General features: G+C 42.5%; 23 protein-coding genes and 2 pseudogenes. 21 read left to right on the top strand and 4 right to left on the bottom strand.

All coding sequences use genetic code 11. The features are described 5' to 3' along the window. Positions 1-217 precede the first annotated feature (217 nt). Positions 218-679 carry a DUF2690 domain-containing protein gene (locus tag ACIQZD_RS04945; protein WP_402898854.1) on the top strand — a complete coding sequence of 154 codons (462 nt, stop codon included), beginning with the start codon at positions 218-220 and terminating at the stop codon, positions 677-679. 69 nt (positions 680-748) lie between these two features. Further along, positions 749-1207, top strand: coding sequence for a DUF2690 domain-containing protein (locus tag ACIQZD_RS04940; RefSeq protein ID WP_402899943.1), 459 nt, complete (start codon positions 749-751; stop codon positions 1205-1207). A gap of 64 nt (positions 1208-1271) precedes the next feature. Here ACIQZD_RS04940 and ACIQZD_RS04935 read toward each other — a convergent pair whose 3' ends face one another. Both ACIQZD_RS04935 and ACIQZD_RS04930 read right to left on the bottom strand, forming a co-directional pair. Next, positions 1272-1796 carry a methylated-DNA--[protein]-cysteine S-methyltransferase gene (locus tag ACIQZD_RS04935; RefSeq protein WP_402898851.1) on the bottom strand — a complete coding sequence of 175 codons (525 nt, stop codon included), beginning with the start codon at positions 1794-1796 and terminating at the stop codon, positions 1272-1274. Then, entirely contained in the window at positions 1786-2379 is a 594-nt protein-coding gene (locus ACIQZD_RS04930) for a bifunctional transcriptional activator/DNA repair enzyme AdaA (RefSeq protein WP_402898848.1), read from the bottom strand. The genes ACIQZD_RS04935 and ACIQZD_RS04930 overlap by 11 nt, the downstream gene beginning before the upstream one ends. Before the next feature lie 183 nt (positions 2380-2562). Between ACIQZD_RS04930 and ACIQZD_RS04925 the strand changes: the two genes are divergently transcribed. Next, positions 2563-3489: a DNA-3-methyladenine glycosylase family protein gene (locus ACIQZD_RS04925; RefSeq protein WP_402898845.1), complete on the top strand. Its 927-nt coding sequence runs from the start codon at positions 2563-2565 to the stop codon at positions 3487-3489. A gap of 3 nt (positions 3490-3492) precedes the next feature. On the opposite strand, the gene ACIQZD_RS04920 is transcribed toward ACIQZD_RS04925, so the two are convergent. After that, positions 3493-3801 (bottom strand): hypothetical protein, encoded by a 309-nt coding sequence (locus ACIQZD_RS04920; RefSeq protein ID WP_402900014.1) that lies wholly within the window; start codon positions 3799-3801, stop codon positions 3493-3495. On the opposite strand from ACIQZD_RS04920, the pseudogene ACIQZD_RS04915 reads away from it, so the two are divergent. The 16 genes and pseudogenes from ACIQZD_RS04915 (at position 3744) to ACIQZD_RS04840 (ending at position 17508) form a co-directional block, all read left to right on the top strand. Further along, positions 3744-4044 (top strand): annotated as a pseudogene (locus tag ACIQZD_RS04915) (transporter). The gene ACIQZD_RS04920 and the pseudogene ACIQZD_RS04915 sit on opposite strands and share 58 nt — an antisense overlap. After that, positions 3980-4168: a hypothetical protein gene (locus tag ACIQZD_RS04910; RefSeq protein WP_402900011.1), complete on the top strand. Its 189-nt coding sequence runs from the start codon at positions 3980-3982 to the stop codon at positions 4166-4168. The pseudogene ACIQZD_RS04915 and the gene ACIQZD_RS04910 overlap by 65 nt, the downstream one beginning before the upstream one ends. 368 nt (positions 4169-4536) lie before the next feature. Beyond that, on the top strand, positions 4537-6132 hold the full coding sequence (locus ACIQZD_RS04905) for an ATP-binding protein (protein ID WP_350299871.1): 1596 nt from the start codon (positions 4537-4539) through the stop codon (positions 6130-6132). Beyond that, positions 6126-6815 (top strand): response regulator, encoded by a 690-nt coding sequence (locus ACIQZD_RS04900; RefSeq protein ID WP_402898841.1) that lies wholly within the window; start codon positions 6126-6128, stop codon positions 6813-6815. The genes ACIQZD_RS04905 and ACIQZD_RS04900 overlap by 7 nt, the downstream gene beginning before the upstream one ends. Before the next feature lie 138 nt (positions 6816-6953). Continuing rightward, the gene (locus ACIQZD_RS04895; protein WP_402898838.1) at positions 6954-7835 is read left to right on the top strand and encodes a helix-turn-helix transcriptional regulator; all 882 of its coding nucleotides are present in this window, start codon (positions 6954-6956) and stop codon (positions 7833-7835) included. A 214-nt stretch (positions 7836-8049) separates the two neighbouring features. Further along, the gene (locus ACIQZD_RS04890) at positions 8050-9342 is read left to right on the top strand and encodes a CitMHS family transporter (RefSeq protein ID WP_402898835.1); all 1293 of its coding nucleotides are present in this window, start codon (positions 8050-8052) and stop codon (positions 9340-9342) included. Between the two features lie 201 nt (positions 9343-9543). Continuing rightward, positions 9544-9885 (top strand): annotated as a pseudogene (locus ACIQZD_RS04885) (PTS mannitol transporter subunit IICBA); the annotation flags it as partial. 336 nt (positions 9886-10221) lie between these two features. Next, a complete protein-coding gene (locus tag ACIQZD_RS04880) occupies positions 10222-10371 on the top strand; it encodes a hypothetical protein (RefSeq protein WP_402898832.1) in 150 nt (49 codons plus the stop codon). A 131-nt stretch (positions 10372-10502) separates the two neighbouring features. Beyond that, a complete protein-coding gene (gene nikA / locus ACIQZD_RS04875; protein ID WP_402898829.1) occupies positions 10503-12032 on the top strand; it encodes a nickel ABC transporter substrate-binding protein in 1530 nt (509 codons plus the stop codon). Further along, positions 12033-12986, top strand: a complete 954-nt coding sequence (gene nikB / locus ACIQZD_RS04870) for a nickel ABC transporter permease (protein WP_402898826.1) — start codon at positions 12033-12035, stop codon at positions 12984-12986. Further along, positions 12977-13816, top strand: coding sequence for a nickel transporter permease (gene nikC / locus ACIQZD_RS04865; RefSeq protein WP_402898824.1), 840 nt, complete (start codon positions 12977-12979; stop codon positions 13814-13816). Before nikB ends, nikC begins: the two co-directional genes overlap by 10 nt. Next, positions 13813-14610: an ABC transporter ATP-binding protein gene (locus ACIQZD_RS04860; RefSeq protein WP_402898821.1), complete on the top strand. Its 798-nt coding sequence runs from the start codon at positions 13813-13815 to the stop codon at positions 14608-14610. The genes nikC and ACIQZD_RS04860 overlap by 4 nt, the downstream gene beginning before the upstream one ends. Next, a complete protein-coding gene (locus ACIQZD_RS04855) occupies positions 14607-15371 on the top strand; it encodes an ABC transporter ATP-binding protein (RefSeq protein ID WP_402898818.1) in 765 nt (254 codons plus the stop codon). The genes ACIQZD_RS04860 and ACIQZD_RS04855 overlap by 4 nt, the downstream gene beginning before the upstream one ends. A 158-nt stretch (positions 15372-15529) precedes the next feature. Then, a complete protein-coding gene (locus ACIQZD_RS04850) occupies positions 15530-15934 on the top strand; it encodes a DoxX family protein (RefSeq protein WP_402898815.1) in 405 nt (134 codons plus the stop codon). A gap of 4 nt (positions 15935-15938) precedes the next feature. Then, entirely contained in the window at positions 15939-16787 is an 849-nt protein-coding gene (locus tag ACIQZD_RS04845) for a VOC family protein (protein ID WP_402898812.1), read from the top strand. Between the two features lie 34 nt (positions 16788-16821). Beyond that, complete coding sequence (locus tag ACIQZD_RS04840; RefSeq protein ID WP_402898809.1) at positions 16822-17508, top strand: FMN-dependent NADH-azoreductase; 687 nt, start codon at positions 16822-16824, stop codon at positions 17506-17508. Between the two features lie 73 nt (positions 17509-17581). On the opposite strand, the gene ACIQZD_RS04835 is transcribed toward ACIQZD_RS04840, so the two are convergent. Then, entirely contained in the window at positions 17582-18994 is a 1413-nt protein-coding gene (locus ACIQZD_RS04835) for a sigma-54 interaction domain-containing protein (RefSeq protein WP_402898806.1), read from the bottom strand. A gap of 384 nt (positions 18995-19378) precedes the next feature. Here ACIQZD_RS04835 and pruA point away from each other — a divergent pair, with 384 nt between their 5' ends. Then, entirely contained in the window at positions 19379-20926 is a 1548-nt protein-coding gene (pruA, locus tag ACIQZD_RS04830; protein WP_402898803.1) for an L-glutamate gamma-semialdehyde dehydrogenase, read from the top strand. An 18-nt stretch (positions 20927-20944) separates the two neighbouring features. Next, positions 20945-22138: an ornithine--oxo-acid transaminase gene (locus ACIQZD_RS04825; RefSeq protein ID WP_034309472.1), complete on the top strand. Its 1194-nt coding sequence runs from the start codon at positions 20945-20947 to the stop codon at positions 22136-22138. Positions 22139-22159: the final 21 nt, after the last annotated feature.

Raw genomic sequence — 22159 nt, 5'->3', positions numbered from 1 at the left:
CTTATTTGTCCTGAATTGATCATAGGGATAATGACTTTGTCTCTGTGCTGATTCAGTTGATAAAGCGAGACATACCAGACTGTAATAGTGATGGCAGGCTGCAAGTTAGAGGCGGTGATGTAGTTTTTCATGAACTAGGGAATTTATCACTTGTAAGAATATTACAAAATTGTAAGATGAACAGTGTGTAAATTTTGTTAAGGGGATGAGTGAAATAATGAAAAAAATGGTTTTATGCATTTCATTTTTTGTTGCTTTTTTAGTCCTTTTTGGGTCCCTTGATTCTTTTGCGAGCAAAGCATCAGCAGAAACACATACCTATGATGGAAAAAGTCCTTACTATAATGGTTGTGCGAATAGCGCTGTCACGAAGAAGTCCGTGAAAATTTATGCCAACGGTGCTTCTGCCCTTTTGGAGTTGAAATTCAGCACAACTTGCAAAACGGCTTGGGCAAAGATGACTCTAAGCAGACCGGCTAAAGCAGATGGGGAGGCAACGGCATTGGTTGTCCGAAATACTGATAATAAACAATTTAGCTGTGCATCTCCCGGAGGAAATGGTGAAATAAATGAAGGTCAAACGTCATGCTATACACCAATGGTATATGATTTAGATCCGCGAAAAGCAAAAGCGGTCGCTTTTTGGCCATATACAGCAGGTGAAACCGATTGGTATTAATGAAAAAGGAAAGACCTTCATCTATATTTTTGCAAAGAAAGGATGAATGAATTGAATAAAAAGCTTAAAATGATAGGTTTATCCATTTTGATGACACTGTCGATGTTTCTTGTCGACTTTGGATTTGGAAAAAATCAAGCACTGGCCGAAACACACACCTATGACGGAAAAAGTCCATACTATAATAGTTGTGCAAGTTCGGCGGTAACGAAGGATAAAAAATGGATCGATTCCAATTCGTACGTAGAATTGAAATTCAGCACTGTGTGTAAAACCGCCTGGGCAAAAGTGACCGTAACACGCCCCGCCGTATACAACCATGAAGCAGATGCCAGGATCGTCCGAAGTACTGATGGTAAGGCCTATACATGCTCCAGTTCCGGGGGCAATGGTGTTGTGAATATCGGGCAGACTTCATGCTATACACCAATGGTATATGATTATGACCCGCGCAAAGCACAGGCCCAAGGGATACATGCGATCCCTAATAGTGATGCATATAATAAAGCTGTGACCATTTGGTACTGAAAAACAAAAACGCAAAAAAAAAGCATCTTATAGTCGGATGCTTTTTTTTGCGGTCAGATTGTACTCACGCTTTCATTTCTGCTTCCAATTGAAGTAGATATTGTTTCATCTCCGTACCTCCCCGGTAGCCGGTAATGGCCCCGTTTTTTCCGATAACCCGGTGACATGGCACCGTAATCAGAATAGGATTGGCGCCAATGGCCGTACCGACTGCCCGAACAGCTGCAGGTCTTTGGATGATTTGGGCAATATCGGAATAGGAACAGGTTTTTCCATAAGGTATTTGATTCAGCGCTGCCCATATTTCTTGTTGAAAGGGCGTGCCTTTTACATCTGCGGGAAGAGAGAAAGTCTGCCTGGTTCCTTCGAAATATTCTTGTAGTTCTTTTAGATAGGGATTTAATGCTTTCTCATTTTCAACAAGGCTTGCCATTGGAAAGCGTTTTTGTAGCCAAGACTTCAGTTCTTCATACGTTTGACCCGGAGAGCCTACATAACATAGCCCTTTTTCCGTCTTGGCCACATATAATTGCCACTTATCATAATGCAATATGGCCCAGTCAATGGTTTGTTCTTTATCATTCTTCATTTTCTTCACGCTCCAAAGCTTGAGTTTTGAGATAAGCATTCCGATATCCTGAAGGGGTATTCCCCATTTTTCTTTTGAAGAGCGTCATGAAATAGGGTGTACTAGAGAACCCGACAGCCAAGCCTATTTCAGTTATCGGCTGTTCGGAGTTTTCCAGCAGCCTCGTTGCTTTTTCAAGGCGAAGCCGTTGAATGTATTCAGTGGGCGATATCCCCTTCACGCGCTTGAATGATCGTTGTAAATGATAGGGGCTGCCGTGGGAAATATTCGCCAAATTATTCAATGTGAGGGGTTCGCTGTAATGGGTGTCAATCCATTCGGCTATTTGTTCAACCCATTCTTCCGTCGGCAAATTCAGTCCTTCCGGTTTACATCGTTTACAAGGCCGGAAACCTTCTTCCAAAGCCATCATGGCATTTTTGAAAATCTTCACATTTTCCTTATTCGGCACCCTGGATTTACAGGAGGGCCTGCAAAAGATGCCTGTCGTAATTACTCCATATAAAAAATGATCATCATATGCGGTATCACAATCTATAATAGCTTTCCAATATTCATTCGGGAAAGGATTCACTACATTCACCTCCACATTTAGTATACAAGAAAGGGTTGATATACAAACATTTTGATAATATAAAAGCAAGATAACGTAATGTTCAAGTTAGAGGAGATCACTATTGGTCTGTTAAAATAAGGGAGTTGGATGAAGGAAAGAGCAAGATAACGTACTCACTTTTCATTAGAATAAAGCTAAAGGAGGAGCGGAATGAAAGAGACATTATCAAATGATGAAGGCATGCCTGAGTTAAGTATTCGTGCACCAAAGGAGTTCAGTTTTTCGGAAAATCTTAAATACTTATCGAGATCCTCCAATGAATGTCTTTTCGATATTGTTGATCAAAAAATTTATCGAGCACTTGTTGTCGAAAACGAGACTCTTTTAATAGAAATCAGTGCGATGAATGAAACGGAGCTGACCGTTCGGTTTCCAGGACGAACTGCAACGATGGATAATAAGGTAAAGGATGCTGTTTCCCAATACATTCGTCACTGGTTCGATCTTGAGACAAATCTGCTTCCTTTCTATGAGCTCGCCCATAATGACCCTATATTGCAAAAGCCGGTAAACCAATTCTTCGGTTTGAGAAATATGGGCATCCCTGATTTATTTGAAGCGATTGCCTGGGGAATACTTGGTCAGCAGATAAACTTGACCTATGCCTATACCTTGAAACGGAGGCTTGTGGAGGGATTTGGTGATTTTGTTGAATTCAATGGAAAGCAATATTGGCTGTTTCCGGCGCCTGAGGTGATCGCGAAATTGACGGTCGAAGATTTTGCCGATTTGAGGATGACGGTGAAGAAGTGTGAATATTTAATAGGTGTTGCTCAACTGATTGCAGAAGGGGAACTTACTAAAGAAAAGCTGTTGAATGCAAAGAATGTAAAAGTCGCTGAAAAAATGCTGACCAAAATACGGGGAATCGGTCCGTGGACAGCGAACTATGTCTTGATGCGCTGTTTGCGCTTTCCAGCAGCCTTTCCCATCGATGACGTCGGGCTGCATAATTCCATGAAACTGGTCATGCAAACGGAAGCAAAACCAACGAAAACGGAAATCCTGAAACTTTCGGAAGCGTGGGCCGATTGGGAATCCTATGCGACCTTCTATTTATGGAGATTGCTATATTGATTCCTAATTTCGGAGATGAACCTGCAAGTATCGTCGATATAATTCACTTTTCGGAGATAAAACAGCAAGTATCGTCGATATAACAATCTCGGGGATAAATTGCATTTCCAGCCCATACATCTTTGTCCATATATCATAACTTATTACATTCAATCTTATAGAGGTGAATGACCATGTATATGTACCCAACGTATCATTATGAAGATCAAGCTTATCTTGAACGGCAGTTTCCCGGTCTATCCGGCTTTCCGGGCATACCTGGTTTACCTCAATTTCCAGGGCAGCCAGGACCACCGCCGGGTTCGCAAGCACCAACAGCTCCCCCGCCAGCGTTATCCCCCAACAGCAATCGGCTTCAACATTTGCCGTAGATCCAGGTGCGATTTCGTTTTGTCTGTTCAGGAATACTTTTATATGCTAAACAATGGTGCGCGTTTCTGGTATTACCCCATCTTCGTCGGTCAGCGTTCTGTTGCCGGCTTCAGGTGGAATGGCAGGGTCTGGACGATTTTTGGCATCGATAGAAGACAAATCAATTCATTTAGCTGTTTTTGAAAAAATGCTCAAAGGAGATGTTTCCTTTGAGCATTTTATGTTTCAGCTTGTTTTGCTTTCTTCCAATAAGAAAAGATATGGTAGCAAGACAGAAGCAGCACTATCCAAAGAAAAACACCTTTAAGAGAAATGCCTACCGTGGATCGTCGCCCTAAAGCGGTCAACATTCCGACTAGGGAAAGGAGATACAAGGTGTAAAATAACTTAAATAGGAAACTGAGAAATAAACCGATAGTAGCTCAGGTGAAACGTTAACAGAAAGAAAAAAGTCTGGGAAAAAATCAGCAAAAGGGTGATGATGATCATATAAATCATTTGAAAAGGATTCAAGAAATTCATTTCGCACTCCCTTTTTTGTTGCTTAAATCCTTTCATTTTTGAATGTGGCGAAATAAACGGCCAACAATGTTCAATATTTAATAGAAATGGTAAAATCATTATGCTCCTATAAAATTTAGTGTATGAAAATGAAAATAGAGGATGCTGTTGAATATGAGGAAAGTATCGCTGGAAACCAAGATTCTCGGGTTAGTCTTATCGTTGAGCCTGTTTTTGATTCTTTTATTGACGACTACTTTTTCCTATATGGAAGGAAGGCAAATAGCGAAGGATAAAGGTCAATTGGCGTTGGAACTTTCAAAGACGATTAGCTTCATGCCTACCGTTACAGAGGCCTTTGAAACGGATGATCCCGCTGGCATAATTCAGCCGATTGTCGAAAAGATCCGCAGGGAAACAGGTGCTGAGTTCATCGTTGTAGGGAATGCAGAGGGAATTCGCTATTCCCATCCGCTGGTTTCCGAAATTGGGAAGCGGATGGAAGGCGGGGATAATAGCAGGGCCATTAGGGAAGGCGAATATTATGTCTCCGAAGCGGCAGGATCACTCGGTCTTTCCATTCGGGGGAAGTCACCGGTATTCAATGAGGATGGAAAAATAATTGGAATCGTCTCCGTCGGTTTTTTAGTGGACGATGTCCGCGCCCAGATTTTCAAGGATTTGTCCAAAGAGATGGTTGTATCTTTAGTGGCCATCATGATATCGATCATTGGCAGTTATATGCTGGCAAGAAGCATCCGTAAAGATACACTGGGGCTGGAACCATTTGAAATCGCCAATTTATATAAAGAAAAAAATGCAGTCCTTCAATCGGTGAAAGAAGGTATTCTGGCCATTGACCAAAATGGGCTGATTACCTCGATGAATCAGCCGGCGAAAAAATTGCTGGATATTAAAGAATCCGTTCGCCATTTGAACGTGGACGGACTATTTCCTTCGAAATATTTATTCGAAGTGCTGAAGTCCGGTGAACCGCAAATGGATAAGGAGATTTCATGGAAAGACAAATCCATCATTGTTAATTGTACGCCAATCTTCGATAGTGAAGGGGTAAGCGGCGTTGTAGCTTCGTTCCGTGATCGAACGGAAATTGAGGAAATGGTCAACACATTATCTGAAGTGAAGATGCATTCAGAGGATTTAAGGGCACAAACCCATGAATTTACCAATAAACTATACGTCCTTTCGGGATTGATACAATTAGGGGAATACGATGAAGCAATAGAAATGATTCAAAGCGAAACATCCGAATTGCATTCCCTAAACCGTGTTGTGTTCGAACAGATAAAGGATACAAAGGTACAAGCCTTGTTACTAGGCAAGATAGGGAAAGCATCGGAGAAGAAGATCTTTTTTGAAATAGACGCACAAAGTTACCTAGAGAAACTGCCTGATCATATAAAATTGTCTCAACTAACATTGATTCTAGGCAATATTATCGATAATGCACTAGAAGCGGTTTCAAGCATGGAAGAGCCGCTCGTGAAATTTTTCGCCACAGATATCGGAAATGATATGGTATTTGAAGTGAGTGATAACGGAAAAGGAATACCAGAGGATGCGATCGCCCATATTTTCGATCGGGGTTTCACTTCGAAAAACAGCGGAAGTCCGAGTGGTTATGGACTTTCGAATGCTGATCATGTTGTAAAAGAGCTAGGCGGCATCATCGAAGTCCACAGCGAGGATGGCAACACCATATTCACCGTGTATCTTCCTAAAGAACAGAGAGGAGGGAAAGAATGCTGAAGATAAGAGCAGTCATTGCAGAAGATGATTTTCGTGTAGCGGATATCCATGAAAAATTCCTGAAAAACTTTGATGAAATAGAAGTGGTCGGAAAAGCTGTCAATGCCAAAAAAACGCTTCGGATCTTGGAACAAAAAAGCCCGGATCTGCTTTTGCTTGATGTTTATATGCCAGATCAGCTTGGTACAGACCTCCTTCCGGACATACGGCAAAAATTCCCGAATGTGGATATCATCATGATTACAGCGGCAACGGATAAAGAACTACTTGAAAAGGCGCTTCACTATGGTGTAGAGAATTATTTAATTAAACCAGTGGAAATGAAGCGCTTCAACCAAGTTATCGAAGAGTATCTGAAGAAAGTCCATCTGATGAAATCCAAACAAGAAATAGATCAGGATTTTGTTGACCTCATTTTGAAAAAGGGTTCTTCCGCTTCGGAAACGAACGATGGACAATCCTTGCCGAAAGGGGTCGACGAAATCACTTTGGCGAAAGTGATCGAGGTACTCGAAGCAAGCGATATCGGTTTGTCGGCTGAGCAAGTGAGCGGACAGATCGGAGCTTCCAGGACAACCGCGAGACGCTATCTGGAATACTTGATATCCGTTAAGAAATGTAAAGCGGAAGTCGTATACGGGGTAGTGGGTAGACCTGAGCGAAGATATTATAAAATTCAATAGAGATTGAATTATGTGAAACACCTTCATTATGGAGGTGTTTTTTTATGCAGTGCATGGTTTATAAGATTATAAAAAAAGCAATATATGTCAAAAAGTCGATATTTTTTTCTGTTATCCTTTTCTTAAGGAGGTTCGGAAATGAGATACAGCCCCATCATCCAAAAAACGATTGAATATATAGAGAATAGCTTACAAGATGAATTGTCTTTAGAGAACATCGCACGATTCGCAGGTTTTTCGAAGTTTCATTATCATCGTATTTTTCACAAGGAGGTTGGCGTGACCGTATCTGAATATATTCGATATCGAAGGATCGCCAATGCAGCAAACATGCTGCTTTATACTGATGAAAAAATAATCGACATTGCTTTATATTACCGCTTTGAAACACAAGAATCCTTTACTCGTTCATTTAAGAAATATTATGACCTGCCGCCAGGGCAATACCGGAAACTCGTAAGTAAGCTAACCTTGCAAAAGGAGGAAATGACGATGAAAAACGAACAATTATTAAAAGGATGGAATTTAAGCGGGAGTCATCCATTCAATTATAAAATGGGAATTGACCGGGAGACATTCCATAAAGGCCAGGCATCAGGTTTCCTGAAATCCGTCACTAAGGAATCCAAGGAGGAATTTGCAACGATGATGCAGCAATTCAAGGCGGAAAATTACCTTGGTAAAAGAATGAAACTGTCGGGTTTTTTAAAATCAAAAGATGTTGATGGATTTTGTGGTTTATGGATGAGGGTGGATAATGCGCTTCTTGATGTTTTGCAATTCGACAATATGGGGAATCGGCCCGTCGTTAACGATACGGAATGGAACCATTATTATATCGTCTTGGATGTACCCGAAAACAGTGCCATCATTTCATTCGGGGTCCTTCTTTCAGGGCGTGGCCAAGTATGGATCGATGAACTGGAATTCGAGGAAATCAGTACCGATATACCAACGACCAATATAGATTACGGCTGTGACCTTTTGGATGGACCGGAAAATTTATCATTTGAAGAATAAATGCGCGGATTGTTTGCTTAATATTCACTCATTTCCTTAAAGAACCCGCCATTCAACCCGGGGAATGGCGTCCGGTTCAGCCTCGAAAAAACGCTTCCGTGAACACAATGAACACAATTGACAAAATAGTTTTAAAACACAATAAATTGAGAACGCTTACAAATGAAGCGGTTTCATATACACTTTATCTTATTAGAAGATAGGAGTGATAGATATGCTCGCTTTATTAGGATACTTGATGATATTAGTGTTTATGATTTTAATTATGACAGGGCGACTTTCAGCCATGATAGCTTTGATTGCAGTACCAAGTGCCTTTGCACTTATTGGCGGGTTTGGCGGTAAAATGGGTGAGATGGCGTTGGAAGGAATCAAAGACGTCGCGCCAACGGGAATCATGATTTTATTTGCGATCCTTTTCTTTGGCATTTTGATTGATGCTGGGGTTTTTGACCCGATCATCAATACGATCCTTAAGGTTGTAAAAGGAGATCCTGTGAAAATTGCCATCGGCACGGCAGTCCTGGCCTTGCTGATTTCCTTGGATGGAGATGGTACGACGACATATATGATAACGATTTCAGCCATGCTTCCGCTATATAAACGGATTGGAATGAGACCGCTAGTATTGGCCGGTATTGCTGTTTCGTCATCTGGAGTCATGAATCTACTTCCTTGGGGAGGCCCTACAGCACGGGTGATGACCGCTTTAAAACTTGAAATGTCCGATGTTTTCACCCCTGTCATTCCTGCGATGATTGGCGGAGTCCTATTCGTCCTTTTCATGGCATATTGCCTGGGTAAAAAAGAAAGAAAGAGAATTGGGATCATTGAAGTCGATTATCGTGCTGTGGCACAGCACGCGGCTGCAACGGAAGATGCTTATATTAAGCGTCCTAAATTGATAATATTCAATTACGCATTGACTCTTACACTGCTGGTTGCGTTGATTATGGAACTTATGCCTTCAGCGGTTCTGTTCATGGTAGGTTTCGCAATTGCCATTACGGTTAATTATCCGAAACTTAGTGATCAGAAAGAGCGTGTGGCAAACTATGCGGACAATGCTTTATCTGTAATTTCGATGATTTTTGCAGCAGGTGTCTTCACTGGAATCCTTGCCGGTACGGAAATGGTCGATGCCATGGCAAACTCTTTGATTCAGCATATTCCAGATCAAATGGGCGCACATTTTGCTGTCATCACAGCCATCATCTCAGCACCTTTTACGTTCTTCATGTCTAATGACGCATTTTATTATGGTGTGCTCCCATTACTTGCTAAAGCGGGAGCTGCTTATGGAATTGACCCTGCCCTAATCGGTAGAGCTTCACTATTAGGGTTGCCCGTCCATCTATTAAGCCCGCTTGTTCCATCCACCTATCTTTTGGTTGGAATGGTAGGGGAGGATTTCGGGGCATTGCAGCGCACTTTCCTGAAATGGGCATGCGGATCGACGCTTGTCATGATAGTGGTATGTGTCCTATTGGGAATCATCCCACTATAAGGTTCTAAAGAGTCCCGTTCGTCAAGTTGCGAACGGGGCTCTTTTCTGTCTGCATCAAGAGCTGAATAAATCTGGAAAAGTGAGATACATTATGTTTGTCTTCTCCTTCGCGACAAAGTTAGCTTTTTCTTTTATTGAATGCGGAAGGTACGTACCTTAAGATTAGAGGAAACTATATTAATATGAAGGGAAGAGAGCAAGATGGCTCACTTTAATATAAAAGTTGCAGTTCAAAAGTTCGGTAACTTTCTAAGTTCAATGGTCATGCCGAATATATCAGCTTTCATAGCATGGGGGCTGATCACTGCCCTATTCATCCCATCTGGTTTCCTGCCAAATGAAAGCCTTGCCAAAATGGTTACACCGATGGTTACGTTTTTACTGCCGCTTTTAATTGGGTATACGGGTGGTAAGCTAATCCATGACCACCGAGGCGGCGTAGTCGGTGCCATTGCGACAATGGGCGTCATCGTCGGATCTGACATCCCGATGTTCCTTGGAGCCATGATAATGGGACCGTTCGGCGGTAGCGAAATAACAAAAGAAGTTATCAATCACTACAACAACTTGAAATAAAAGCGAAAAACTCCTGAAATCTTTTTTCAGGAGTTTTTTTCTTAAACAAAAAGCCAATAAAAGAAGGAACTGGCATCCGATAATCTTTAAAACTCAAAAAAACCCTTGTAAACAGTAATCATTACGTTTTATAATAAAAGGCAGTCAAGACAAGAGGATTTTTTTAAAAAATAAATCGTAATCATTTTGATTTGTTTGGTGAAAGGGGCTTTATATGTTGAAAATATGGGGAATTGCTTGAACAAAGGCGGATAGTGCAATAAATCGAGAGTTTCGGAGCATTTACTTAAGGTGGTGCTATTGATGAGATTTAGTGCTGTTTCTCATGAGTTCGGGGGATTTACTCGTGAGTTTGGAGGATTTACTCGTGAATTTGGCGCATTTACTCGTAAGTTTGAAGCAAATACTCGTGAATTGGTGTTTACTCTCGTCGAGGAGCATTACATAGTTTGATTTCGGATAAGCATTCGGCAATGCGTTACGTGTTTTGTCATGATAGTAAAGCAAAGCTGCATTATAAATCGTAATCAATACGATTTTGAAGCGGCTAGTAAAAATAGTTGAGGTAATGGAGGAAATATATCGTGTTCAGAAAATGTATATCGATTTTTATTGTTTGTTTATCATTCTTTCTTTTGGCTGCCTGTTCCACCAAGTCTTCGAAAGATCAAGTGGGAGGGGAGAAGGAAGTGAACTTGCTTTTTAATTTTGCGACTAGCTCGCTTGATCCGAATGTCGATACTAGTTATGTGTCACTAAGGGCTGGGATCACTGAGACATTGGTGCATCTCAATGATGAGGATTTGACCATCGAACCTTGGCTGGCGAAAAGCTGGGATAGCAAGGATGGTCAATTATGGAATTTCGAGTTAAGGGAGGGTGTGACTTTTCAGAATGGAAAGCCGATGGATGGCAAAGCGGTGAAGGCTTCGTTGGAGAGGGCGATGAAAGATAGTCCGGCGATCAAGAATGCCTTGCGCATTGAATCGATTGAAGCGGACGGAAATGCGCTGACGATTAAGACGGAGGTTCCTTTTCCTGAGTTTCCTTCTGAATTGGTTCATCCAAATACATCGATTATTGACGTGAAGGAAAGTGACTATATAAACAAGCCAATAGGAACAGGGCCATTTGCCGTTTCGAAATTCATACCAGGTACGGCTGTTGATTTAATCCGTTATGAGTCTTACTGGGATGGAGCCGCAAAGCTTGAGAGCGCCAGGTTTTCGTTTAATGAAGATGCCAATGCACGGTCTCTTGCCCTTGAATCGGGAGACGCCGATATTGTTTTCCGTCCGGAAGTGGAAAGCCTGGAAAATTTAAAGGCCATAGATGGTGTGAAGGTTGAATCGACATCCACTTTCCGTGTACATCAAATGACGATGAATTTGGAACGTAAAGCATTGCAGGACATACACGTCCGAAAGGCGATAGATGCCTTGATCGACCGATCATCCATTGCGGATACGATTTTACATGGTCATGCAGAAGTGGCAACAGGGCCATTTCCATCCACATTCTCTTTTGCTCCGGACTATCCGAAAAAAGAGAATGGAATGGAAGCGGCTAAGGGGTTTCTTGATCAGGCGGGATATAAGAAAGTGGATGGTGTCATGCAAAAAGACGGCAAACCGTTAACGTTTACACTTCTTACATACAGTTCACGTGCCGATCTGCCGTTAATTGCCCAAGTTTTTCAATCGGATGCCGGCCAGTTGGGGATTGATGTGAAAATCAAGCAAATAGAAATCCCTGAAGAGTATATGGCTGCCAATCGCGATTGGGATTTAACGACCTACAGCAATTTAACGGCTCCGCGCGGGGATGCCGGTTATTATTTAAATGCTACTTATCATCCAAAGGGAGCCTTGAACTTCAGTGGGGCCGATGATAATCACCTGACGTCCCTGATTGATGAGCTGAATGTAACGGTCGGACAGGAGAAGCGCTCGGATTTAGCTGAGGAGATTGCGATGTATGTGGATAAACAGGTGTATAATTCATTCATTTTACATCCGAATACACTTGTTGCTTATGATGCCGATAAAGTTGAAAACTGGATAACTTCGAGAAGCGAATACTACATGCTGACGAATGAACTGGATGTGAAGTGAATGTTGCGCATCTTAGTCCGGCGATTCATTGAGGTCGTGATTTTTGTCCTTGTGATTACATTCATCTCTTTCCTTTTTGTTCGGCTTGCTCCAGGGGACCCGGTTCTCTCGATACTTCAAGTGGATGATGTGTCGATCACAAACGAGCAAGTCAATGAACTTCGTGAAGAATTGGGGTTCAATGATCCGCTGTTAGTGCAGTATGGCGATTGGTTTATGGACTTTATCCAATTGGATTTCGGGCATTCCTATCTGACGAATCAGCCTGTGATGGAGATGATGATGAGCGGGCTGCCTGCAACACTTGAGCTGGCGATTGGCGCATTGCTTGTCATGCTTGGTATAGCCATTCCATTAGGTTCGCTTGCTGCCTTGTACAGGGGAAGCTGGATTGATCAGTTAAGCCGTGCCGTTTCTTTGTTGGGCGCAGCCATTCCTAGCTTTTGGCTGGGGCTGCTCTTGATAGATTTATTTGCGGTACGATGGGGGGCCCTTCCAACAATGGGCAGGGATGGATTTCGTTCTTTGATTCTGCCGTCACTCACGCTGGGGCTGGCCATCACAAGTGTGTACGTACGTTTGCTCCGTTCGAGTTTAATAGATTCCCTCAGTCATGATTTCATCAGGGCTGCCCGATCTAGGGGGATATCAGAAATACGGATATTCTTTGCCCATGCATTTCGTTATAGCTTGCCCCCGGTCATTACCGTATTCGGTGTCAGCCTTGGCAGCCTGATCGGCGGTGTAGTGGTGATCGAAGTGATTTTTGCCTATCCAGGCATAGGTAAGATGGTCGTGGACTCGATTCGGTCACGGGATTATCCAGTCATCCAAGGGTACCTGTTGGTCATGGCCATCATTGTATTCATGGTTAATAGTGCGGTGGATTTATCTTATCGGTATTTAAATCCGGAGCTAAGACTGAAGGAAAGGAAGCATGGAAAATGGAGTTAGTTATCAAAAAAAAATCCAAAAGGCGCTGGAGAATGACATTCCTTTTTACGGTGATGGCTACAGTCCTTGCCGTTTCGGCTTACACCTTTCTTATTCTGGAACATGATCCGGCACTGGTCAATCTGGGAGAAAGGCTACGGCCGGCAAGCATGGAACATCCGTTAGGGACGGATCATCTAGGGCGTGATGTATTGACACGTCTTCTGCTTGGCGCACAGCTGACGGTTGGCTACGGTCTCTTATCTTTGTTTGCCGCGGTTATCATCGGCGTCCCGTTCGGGGTGATTGCCGGTTTTAAAGGAGGTCTGATCGATCGGATTTTCATGCGCATTGCAGACGCGTTTCTCGCATTCCCTGATACGATCGTTGCCATTGTGCTTAGTGGTTTATTAGGACCAGGAATCGAAAATCTCCTGTTGGCAATCGTTCTAGTGAAATGGGTGAATTATGCCCGGCTTGTGCGAAGTACTGTGATCACCGAACGTCAGAAGGATTATGTCACAGCTGCTAAAATCAATGGATTAAGTTCATTTGGGATCATGCGGAAGCATCTATTTCCGCACCTGGTCGGCAACGTGCTTGTATTGGCTAGCCTCGATTTAGGAAAAATCATTTTGCTCATATCTTCCTTATCATATATCGGGCTCGGGGCGCAGCCGCCGGCACCAGAGTGGGGAGCCATGCTGAATGATGCCCGTCCATTCTTTCAATCCAATATGTTGCTGATGATTTACCCGGGGCTCGCCATTGTATTTGTCGTCCTTCTATCCAACATACTCGGTGATTATTTGCGCGATGCATTCGATGTGAAAAAGGAGGTGGAATCATGAGCACTTTATCCGTGAGGCAGTTGCATATCATGGGGAAGCAAAATCATATCGTCAAGGATGTTTCATTGGATGTGCAGGAAGGTGAATGGTTCGCACTTGTCGGACAAAGCGGGAGCGGCAAAAGCATGACGGCAATGGCAATATGTCAGCTGCTTGCACCCAATCTCCAAGCGAAGGGGGAAATATGGTACAGGGAAAAGAATTTATTAACGATATCTTCCTCAGAAATCAGGAAGATTCGCGGAAAGAGCCTGGCTTATATTTTTCAAGATTACCAGGGTTCATTTACACCGTTCCTTACCATCGGTCAGCATTTCGACGAATATCAGCGAACACATTTGAACCTTTCCAAAAAGGAAAGGCGCAAGCAAGCGGTCAAGGCGCTCATTTCGGTGGGCCTGAATGAAGATATCTACAGCAGATACCCTTTTCAATTAAGCGGCGGGCAGCTTCAACGCGTATCCATTTCAATAGCCATGCTGCTTGAGCCGGATATATTGATAGCGGATGAACCGACCACAGCCTTGGACAGTGTATCTTCCTTTAAGGTCTTACAGCTGTTATCAAGGCTCCAAAAAGAAACCGGATGTGCGATCTTGTTCATTACCCATGATTTACGTCATGTCAGGAAGTATGCGGATCGCATTGCGGTCATGAAAGACGGGGCCATCATTGAGACCGGTGATAAAAATCAGGTATTGAATCATCCGCAGCACGCTTATACGAATGAACTGATTCAATCATCTCCAACATTGAGCAGAATTCCATTTAAGCTTGAAGGAGTGTCAGGATGAGTTTATTAGACGTACGAAATGTCCATAAAAGCTATGATAACGGAGTGGAAATACTAAGGAACGTGAATTTCAGCATCGAAAGGAAGGAATGCCTCGGATTAGTGGGAGAGAGCGGCTGCGGAAAAAGCACACTGGCAAGACTCATCCTTCAAATTGAATCCTTTGACCAGGGCAGCATCTTATTTGAAGGAACCGCGCTGCAGAATAAAAACGAACGCAGTTTAAAACCGTATCGTAAGAACATCCAGGCCGTTTTGCAGAATCCTGCATCGGCTTTGAATCCAAAACTAAGGATAAAAGATTCACTAATGGATCCATATCTTCAATTTGGCAGCCAGGTCAATCTGAAACATTTTTCGTATACAAGTGAAGCGAACTTTATCGGACAGCTGCTGGAATCTGTGGAGCTTCCAAGGAGTTTTGCTGAACGTTACCCGCATGAGCTAAGCGGCGGACAAAAGCAGCGTGTGACCATTGCACGCGCAATCAGCATTGAACCGGCCCTCATTATATTGGATGAACCGGCTTCAAGCCTGGACGTTCTATCTCAAGCGGCGGTGCTGAAATTGTTAGGCGGGCTGAGGGAGACTTTGGACATTTCTTACCTTTTTATTTCTCATGATCTGTCGGCAGTACAGGAGATGAGCCATCGGATCATGGTGATGAAAGGTGGTGTAATTGTGGATTCTTTCGAAAATGAACGGCTTTTTTGCAGCGATCGCCATTCATACACAAAAGAACTGATTTCGATGTTTGAATAATGAGGTTGTGTTAATTTGGTTAATCGCAATGAACGAGTTGCTTCGGCAATTCGTTTTTATTTTGGGAAAAAAGAAATTCCAATAAACTTACTTGACATTATAAGCTTGTGAAAATATAATTACTTACATAAAGTAACCAACAAAAAGGAGAATTCATAATGAATAAAAATGATGCAGGTCAAGTTTTTTTAAGGGTGATTTTAGGTCTTACTTTTTTAATTCACGGCGTTTCAAAGTTTCAAGGGGGCATAGGAAATACGGAGGGATTTTTCGATAGCCTTGGCATTCCTGGCTTCATGGCGTACCTCGTTGCAGGAATCGAATTGATCGGGGGAATTGCGGTTATACTGGGTTTGGGAACACGAATCGTATCCGTCCTATTTGCGGTCATTATGGCGGGGGCGATTTTCACGGCTAAATTACCTGCTGGTTTTCTTGGAAACGGGCAAGCGGCGGGTTACGAACTGGACTTGGCACTGCTTGCCATGTCTGTCTATCTAGCGTGTGCAAACCGCACGGTTCTTTCTTTGGATCATGTGATTTTCAATAAAAAAGGGAAGTGACAATATGGATAAAAATTTTCATCAAAAACCAATTACCTTTGTTGGCGAAGTCAGTATAAATGTTTTGGATTTGAATAAGGCCATTCTGTTTTATCAAGAAATCATCGGTCTTAAAGTATTGAGTAAAACCGATCGGCAAGCTGTTTTGACGACAGACGGTAAAACCCCGTTGCTGACACTTGAGCAGCCTGCTGATGTGATTCCGAAAGAAGGGCGGACGACGGGCTTATATCACTTTGCCCTTTTACTGCCAAGTCGTGCTGACTTATCGATTTTTTTACGCCATTTACTTCAAACGAAATATCCATTTGGAGCGGCTGATCATGAAGTGAGTGAAGCGCTGTACATTACCGATCCGGATGGCAATGGGATTGAAGTATACTCTGACCGGCCATCGACTGATTGGAGATGGGCCGGAGGGGAAGTCGCAATGGGCACGGATCCGCTGGATGGGAATGACCTTCTGAAAGAAAGCGATGGTGAGTGGAGCAAACTGCCTGCAGGCACCTTGATGGGGCATATACATCTGCATGTAGCGGATTTACGTAAAACGGAGGAGTTTTACATGCAAGGTCTTGGGTTTAGCGTCGTGAATCGATATGGAGGAGCGCTCTTTACTTCAACCGGTGGATATCATCATCACATAGGATTGAACACTTGGAATGGCGTTGGCGCCCCTGCTCCTAAGGAAAATAGTGTGGGGCTAAACTGGTATACTCTCGTTTTTGCAGACGAAGAAGCGAGAAAAAAAGTAACGGAACAACTGAAAGGAATCGGGGCTGTCGTCACGGAAAAAGAAGGGTTTTTCGCTGTAACAGATCCATCAGGCAATGAGATTCATTTAGTCGTCTAAATATTATAAAGCAGAAAGCAATGGTGAGAGGATAATGGGATTTTTAAGTAGATTATTTAGAAATAAAGAAACCGCGGTAGGGGAGAATGGAAAAATGACAAAAGTATTATTCGTAAAAGTGAACGATCGTCCTGCAGAACAGGCAATCAGCTCGAAAATGTATGACACCTTCTTAAAAGCATATAAAGAGACACACCGTACAGATGAAGTGACAGAGCTGGATCTATTTAAAGAAGAACTTCCTTACTATGGAAATACGGCAATTACCGGCTTGTATAAACGTAACCAAGGTCTTGAACTGACAGCCGAAGAGGAAAAGGCGGCCGAACTGGTTGACCAATATTTAAATCAATTCATGGGGATGGATAAAGTGGTATTCGCTTTCCCTCTATGGAACTCAACGGTTCCTGCGCCGCTTATCACATATCTTTCCTATTTGGCACAAGCAGGTAAAATGTTCAATTATACGGCGGAAGGTCCTGTCGGGTATGCTGGTGATAAAAAAGTCATGCTATTGAATGCCCGCGGTTCTGATTATGCATTAGAAGGAATGGCTTCTGCTGAAATGGCCGTGAATTTAGTGAAAAATATCATTGGCCTATGGGGAATTAACAATCCGGATGTCGTGGTCATTGAAGGACATAATCAGTATCCGGATCGGACACAAAAAATCATCGCGGATGGTTTGGAGAACGTTGTAAAAGCGGCTGAAGCATTCTGATTGCGAAGTGAAATGAATAGAAGCAAAAAAGGCCCTCCATATTAATGGGGGCCTTCTTCGTGCAGAAATGATATTATTTGACCTGATACTTTTTCAAGCGGTATTGAAGACTTTGGCGGCTAATATTCAGGGCCTTGGCTGCTTTGGAGATATTCATCCCATGTTCCTTTAAAATCTTCTCCAAGTATTGCTTTTCAGTATGGGCGATATAATCATCAAGAGATAATGTCGACTCCTGTAAATCTCCATTTTCATGATTTTCTTTTCTATCGGGAAGAATGTCTTCCAAATGGGCTTTCTTCCTAAATAGAGCCGGAAGGTGGGTGATGGCAATCTTTGTATCGCCAGGTTCCATTAAATTCATGGCTCCCTCAATGATATGTTCAAGTTCCCTTACGTTCCCGGGCCAGTCGTAATCATAAAAAAGCGAGTAGACCTCTTCGCTGATTCCTTCTATATTCAATTCGAACAGCGCATTGAATTTCTCGATGAAGGATTGCGCCAGCAAAGGAATATCCTCTTTCCGTTCACGAAGAGGCGGGATGAATAACGAAACGACACTTAATCGGTAGTATAAATCCTTTCGTAAATGATCATTTGCAATGGCATCTATCGGATCTTCATTTATCGTTGCAATGACCCTAACGTCAATTTTTTTATCCTTTGTATCCCCAACACGGCGAATCGTCCTTTCTTGAAGGGCCCGTAATAATTTCGCTTGCATGTTCGGATTTAATGAGTTGATTTCATCTAGCAGGATGGTACCGCCCTGTGCCTGTTCGAATAATCCAGGCCTTTCAATTGATCCGGTAAAGGCGCCTTTCTTTGTGCCGAAGAGTATTCCTTCAATTAGACTATCCGGCAGGGCAGCACAGTTTTGGCTGATGAAAGGATGTGTCGAACGGCTGCTGCCATTATGGATGCTTTGGGCGAAGAGCTCTTTTCCAGTGCCCGTTTCCCCGACGATTAGGATGGAGGATGCCGTTCTGGTCGAGCGCTTGCTCTTTTCTATGACTTCCAGGAAATTTTCACTCGTTCCGATGATGCTGTCAAACGTATATTTGGTATCGCCTTTATTTAAGATATTATCTTTAATGATTCTTTCCAGATTCGTTATATCCTTTGCCACTTCAATTGCTCCGATGATATTTTGCTTCTGATCCAAAATCGGAAACGTATTATTGATTGTGGTAATTTCCTGTCCAAGATTATTGAAGTAGGTCTGCTTCGAGTTCTCGGTTGTCTTACCCGAATGAAGTGCCCTTATTAATGTACTCTCCGTTTCTTCCTTGAATTTAAAGATTTCGTGAATCTTCTTCCCTAACACTTCTTCTGAATCCATTCCTTCAATTTCTGCCATTTTCTTGTTATATACAATGGTCCGCCCTTTTATATCGATTATATGTATCCCTGTATCGATTACATCCACAAGCGAATAGAGGATGGGTTGGAAACCATCTATTTTAAGGATTTGATCTAAATTCATGAATGCCTCCCGTTTTTCTTCTTTTCTTAGAGCTATTGTAGAGGAATTGAAGTAAAGGCGCAAATAAAATTTGCACAGCAAGATTATTTTGCATCGAAGTGCAAAAATATTTTGCGGAAAAAGTGAAAAAACGCTGTTTTTTATGTTTTTTATAGTTGGCATGAATCTTGCATTAATTAAAAGTGTAAGGTTTAAGCGACGAAAATAGGGATTAGAGCAAAAAATAATGGCATACTATGTAAATTTTGCCCCAAAAGTGCTGAATTTCATTGCATATTTAATGAAATATCATTATTTTTTCAAAAAAATGAAAAGTTGGCACGGAACTTGCTTGTTAATTAAGGGTGAAGAAAAAAACATAAAATTTTAGGGAGATGAGCTATAATGGTCCAAACATATAAACACGAACCATTTACTAATTTTAAAATCGAAGAAAACAATAAAGCTTTTCAAGCGGCATTGAATGATGTAGCTAATGATTTAGGGAAGAAATATCCGCTGATCATTAATGGTGAAAAAGTGTTTACTGATGAAGTCATTACCTCTGTAAACCCAGCAAATAAAGAAGAAGTTATTGGAATCGTATCCAAAGCGAATAAGGATCTTGCTGAGCAAGCGATGCAAGCGGCAGATAAGACATTCCAAACTTGGAGAAAAACGAAAGCGGAAGTGCGTGCAAATATTTTATTCAGGGCTGCAGCCATCGTACGGAGAAGAAAACACTATTTCTCGGCTCTATTGGTGAAAGAAGCAGGAAAGCCTTGGAATGAAGCGGATGCAGATACAGCGGAAGCGATCGACTTCATGGAATACTATGCACGTCAAATGCTGAAGCTTAAAGACGGCATGCCAGTGGAAAGCCGTCCGATTGAACACAATGCTTTCAATTATATTCCGCTTGGTGTCGGTGTCATCATCTCACCTTGGAACTTCCCGTTTGCGATCATGGCAGGCATGACGACGGCAGCTCTTGTTTCAGGTAATACGGTCTTATTGAAACCGGCCAGTACAACACCGGTCATTGCAGCTAAATTCATCGAAGTGCTGGAAGAAGCGGGCATGCCTGCAGGAGTTGTGAACTTCATTCCAGGAAACGGTGCCGAGGTTGGCGATTATTTGGTAGATCATCCTCGTACACGTTTCATCAGCTTTACCGGATCTCGTGATGTTGGAATCCGTATTTATGAGCGTGCGTCAAAAGTTCATGAAGGCCAAATCTGGTTAAAACGTGTCATCGCTGAAATGGGCGGTAAAGATACGATCGTGGTTGATAAAGAGGCTGATCTGGAATTGGCGGCACAATCAATCGTCGCTTCTGCATTCGGATTCTCCGGTCAAAAATGTTCTGCTTGTTCACGTGCCGTCATAGTGGAAGATGTATATGACCAAGTCTTGAATCGTGCCATTGAATTAACGAAAGAAAAAACAGTCGGGGAACCAACAGATCTAAACAACTTCATGGGTCCGGTTATCGATCAAGCAGCTTACGACAAAGTCATGAGCTACGTTGAAATCGGTAAAGAAGAAGGGAAAATTGTTACAGGGGGAGAAGGAGACAATTCAAAAGGTTTCTTCATCCAGCCAACTATCATTGCCGATGTGGATGAGAACGCACGTGTCATGAAAGAAGAAATTTTCGGACCAGTGGTTGCATTCTGTAAGGCAAAAGATTTCAATCATGCAATCGAGATTGCCAATAACACGGATTATGGATTAACGGGTGCGGTCATCTCGAACAACATTGAACATATCGAACAAGCGCGTGAGGATTTCCACGTAGGTAACTTGTACTTCAATCGCGGCTGTACTGGTGCCATTGTAGGATACCAGCCATTTGGCGGATTCAATATGTCAGGTACAGATTCAAAAGCGGGCGGTCCTGATTATTTAGTTCTTCACCTTCAAGGAAAAACAACATCTGAAACGCTATAAATTTTAGGGGGAATCAACATGACAACTTTAACGGAAAAATTAATCGAGCAAACAGAACAATATGGTGCAAACAATTATAATCCACTTCCAATCGTCATTTCGAAGGCAGAAGGAGTTTGGGTGGAAGATCCTGAAGGCAACAAATATATGGATATGCTTAGTGCCTATTCAGCAGTGAACCAAGGCCACAGGCATCCAAAAATCATCGACGAATTAAAAAAACAAGCTGATCGCGTAACATTGACGTCCCGTGCATTCCATAGTGATAAATTAGGACCATGGTATGAAATGGTTTCACGCATTACGCAAAAAGACATGGCACTGCCTATGAATACAGGTGCTGAAGCTGTTGAAACTGCAATCAAAGCTGTTAGACGCTGGGGTTATGATGTTAAGGGAATCGCAGAAAACCAAGCTGAAATCATTGCATGTATCGGGAATTTCCATGGCCGGACGATGGCAGCAGTGTCCTTGTCATCCGATGATGAATATAGAAGGGGCTTTGGACCGATGCTGCCAGGAATCAAGCTGATCCCTTACGGCGACCTTGATGCATTGAAAGAAGCGATTACACCGCAAACGGCTGGATTTTTAATCGAACCGATTCAAGGTGAAGCGGGAATCATCATACCGCCACAAGGATTCTTAAAAGAAGCTTACGACTTATGTAAAGAAAATAATGTCCTATTCGTTTCTGATGAAATTCAGTCAGGACTTGGACGTTCAGGAAAAATGTTCGCCTCTGACTGGGATGGAGTAGTTCCGGATATGTACATTTTAGGTAAAGCGCTGGGCGGCGGGGTTTTCCCAATCTCTTGCGTAGCTGCAAACCGTGAAATCCTTGGCGTATTCAATCCTGGTTCCCATGGTTCTACATTCGGCGGCAATCCATTGGCATGTGCGGTTTCCATCGCATCATTGGAAGTCCTTGAAGAAGAGAAGCTTGCTGAACGTTCATTGGAGCTTGGACAATACTTTATGGATAGTTTAAAAGAAATCAAGAATCCAATGATTAAAGATATCCGCGGCAGAGGCTTATTCATCGGAGTCGAATTAACGGAAGCAGCAAGACCTTATTGTGAGCAGCTTAAAGAAGAAAAATTGCTATGTAAAGAAACGCATGATACAGTTATCCGTTTTGCTCCGCCATTAGTGATTACAAAAGAAGACTTGGATTGGGCAATCGAACGCATTAAAAAAGTTTTATCCTAATATACCTATGAGGTGAATTCC

It is taken from the genome of Peribacillus sp. NPDC096447, assembly GCF_044762725.1.
Lineage (GTDB): Bacteria > Bacillota > Bacilli > Bacillales > DSM-1321 > Peribacillus.
The sequence above is the reverse complement of the archived record's forward strand: the minus strand, read 5'-3'. Positions and strand labels throughout refer to the sequence as shown.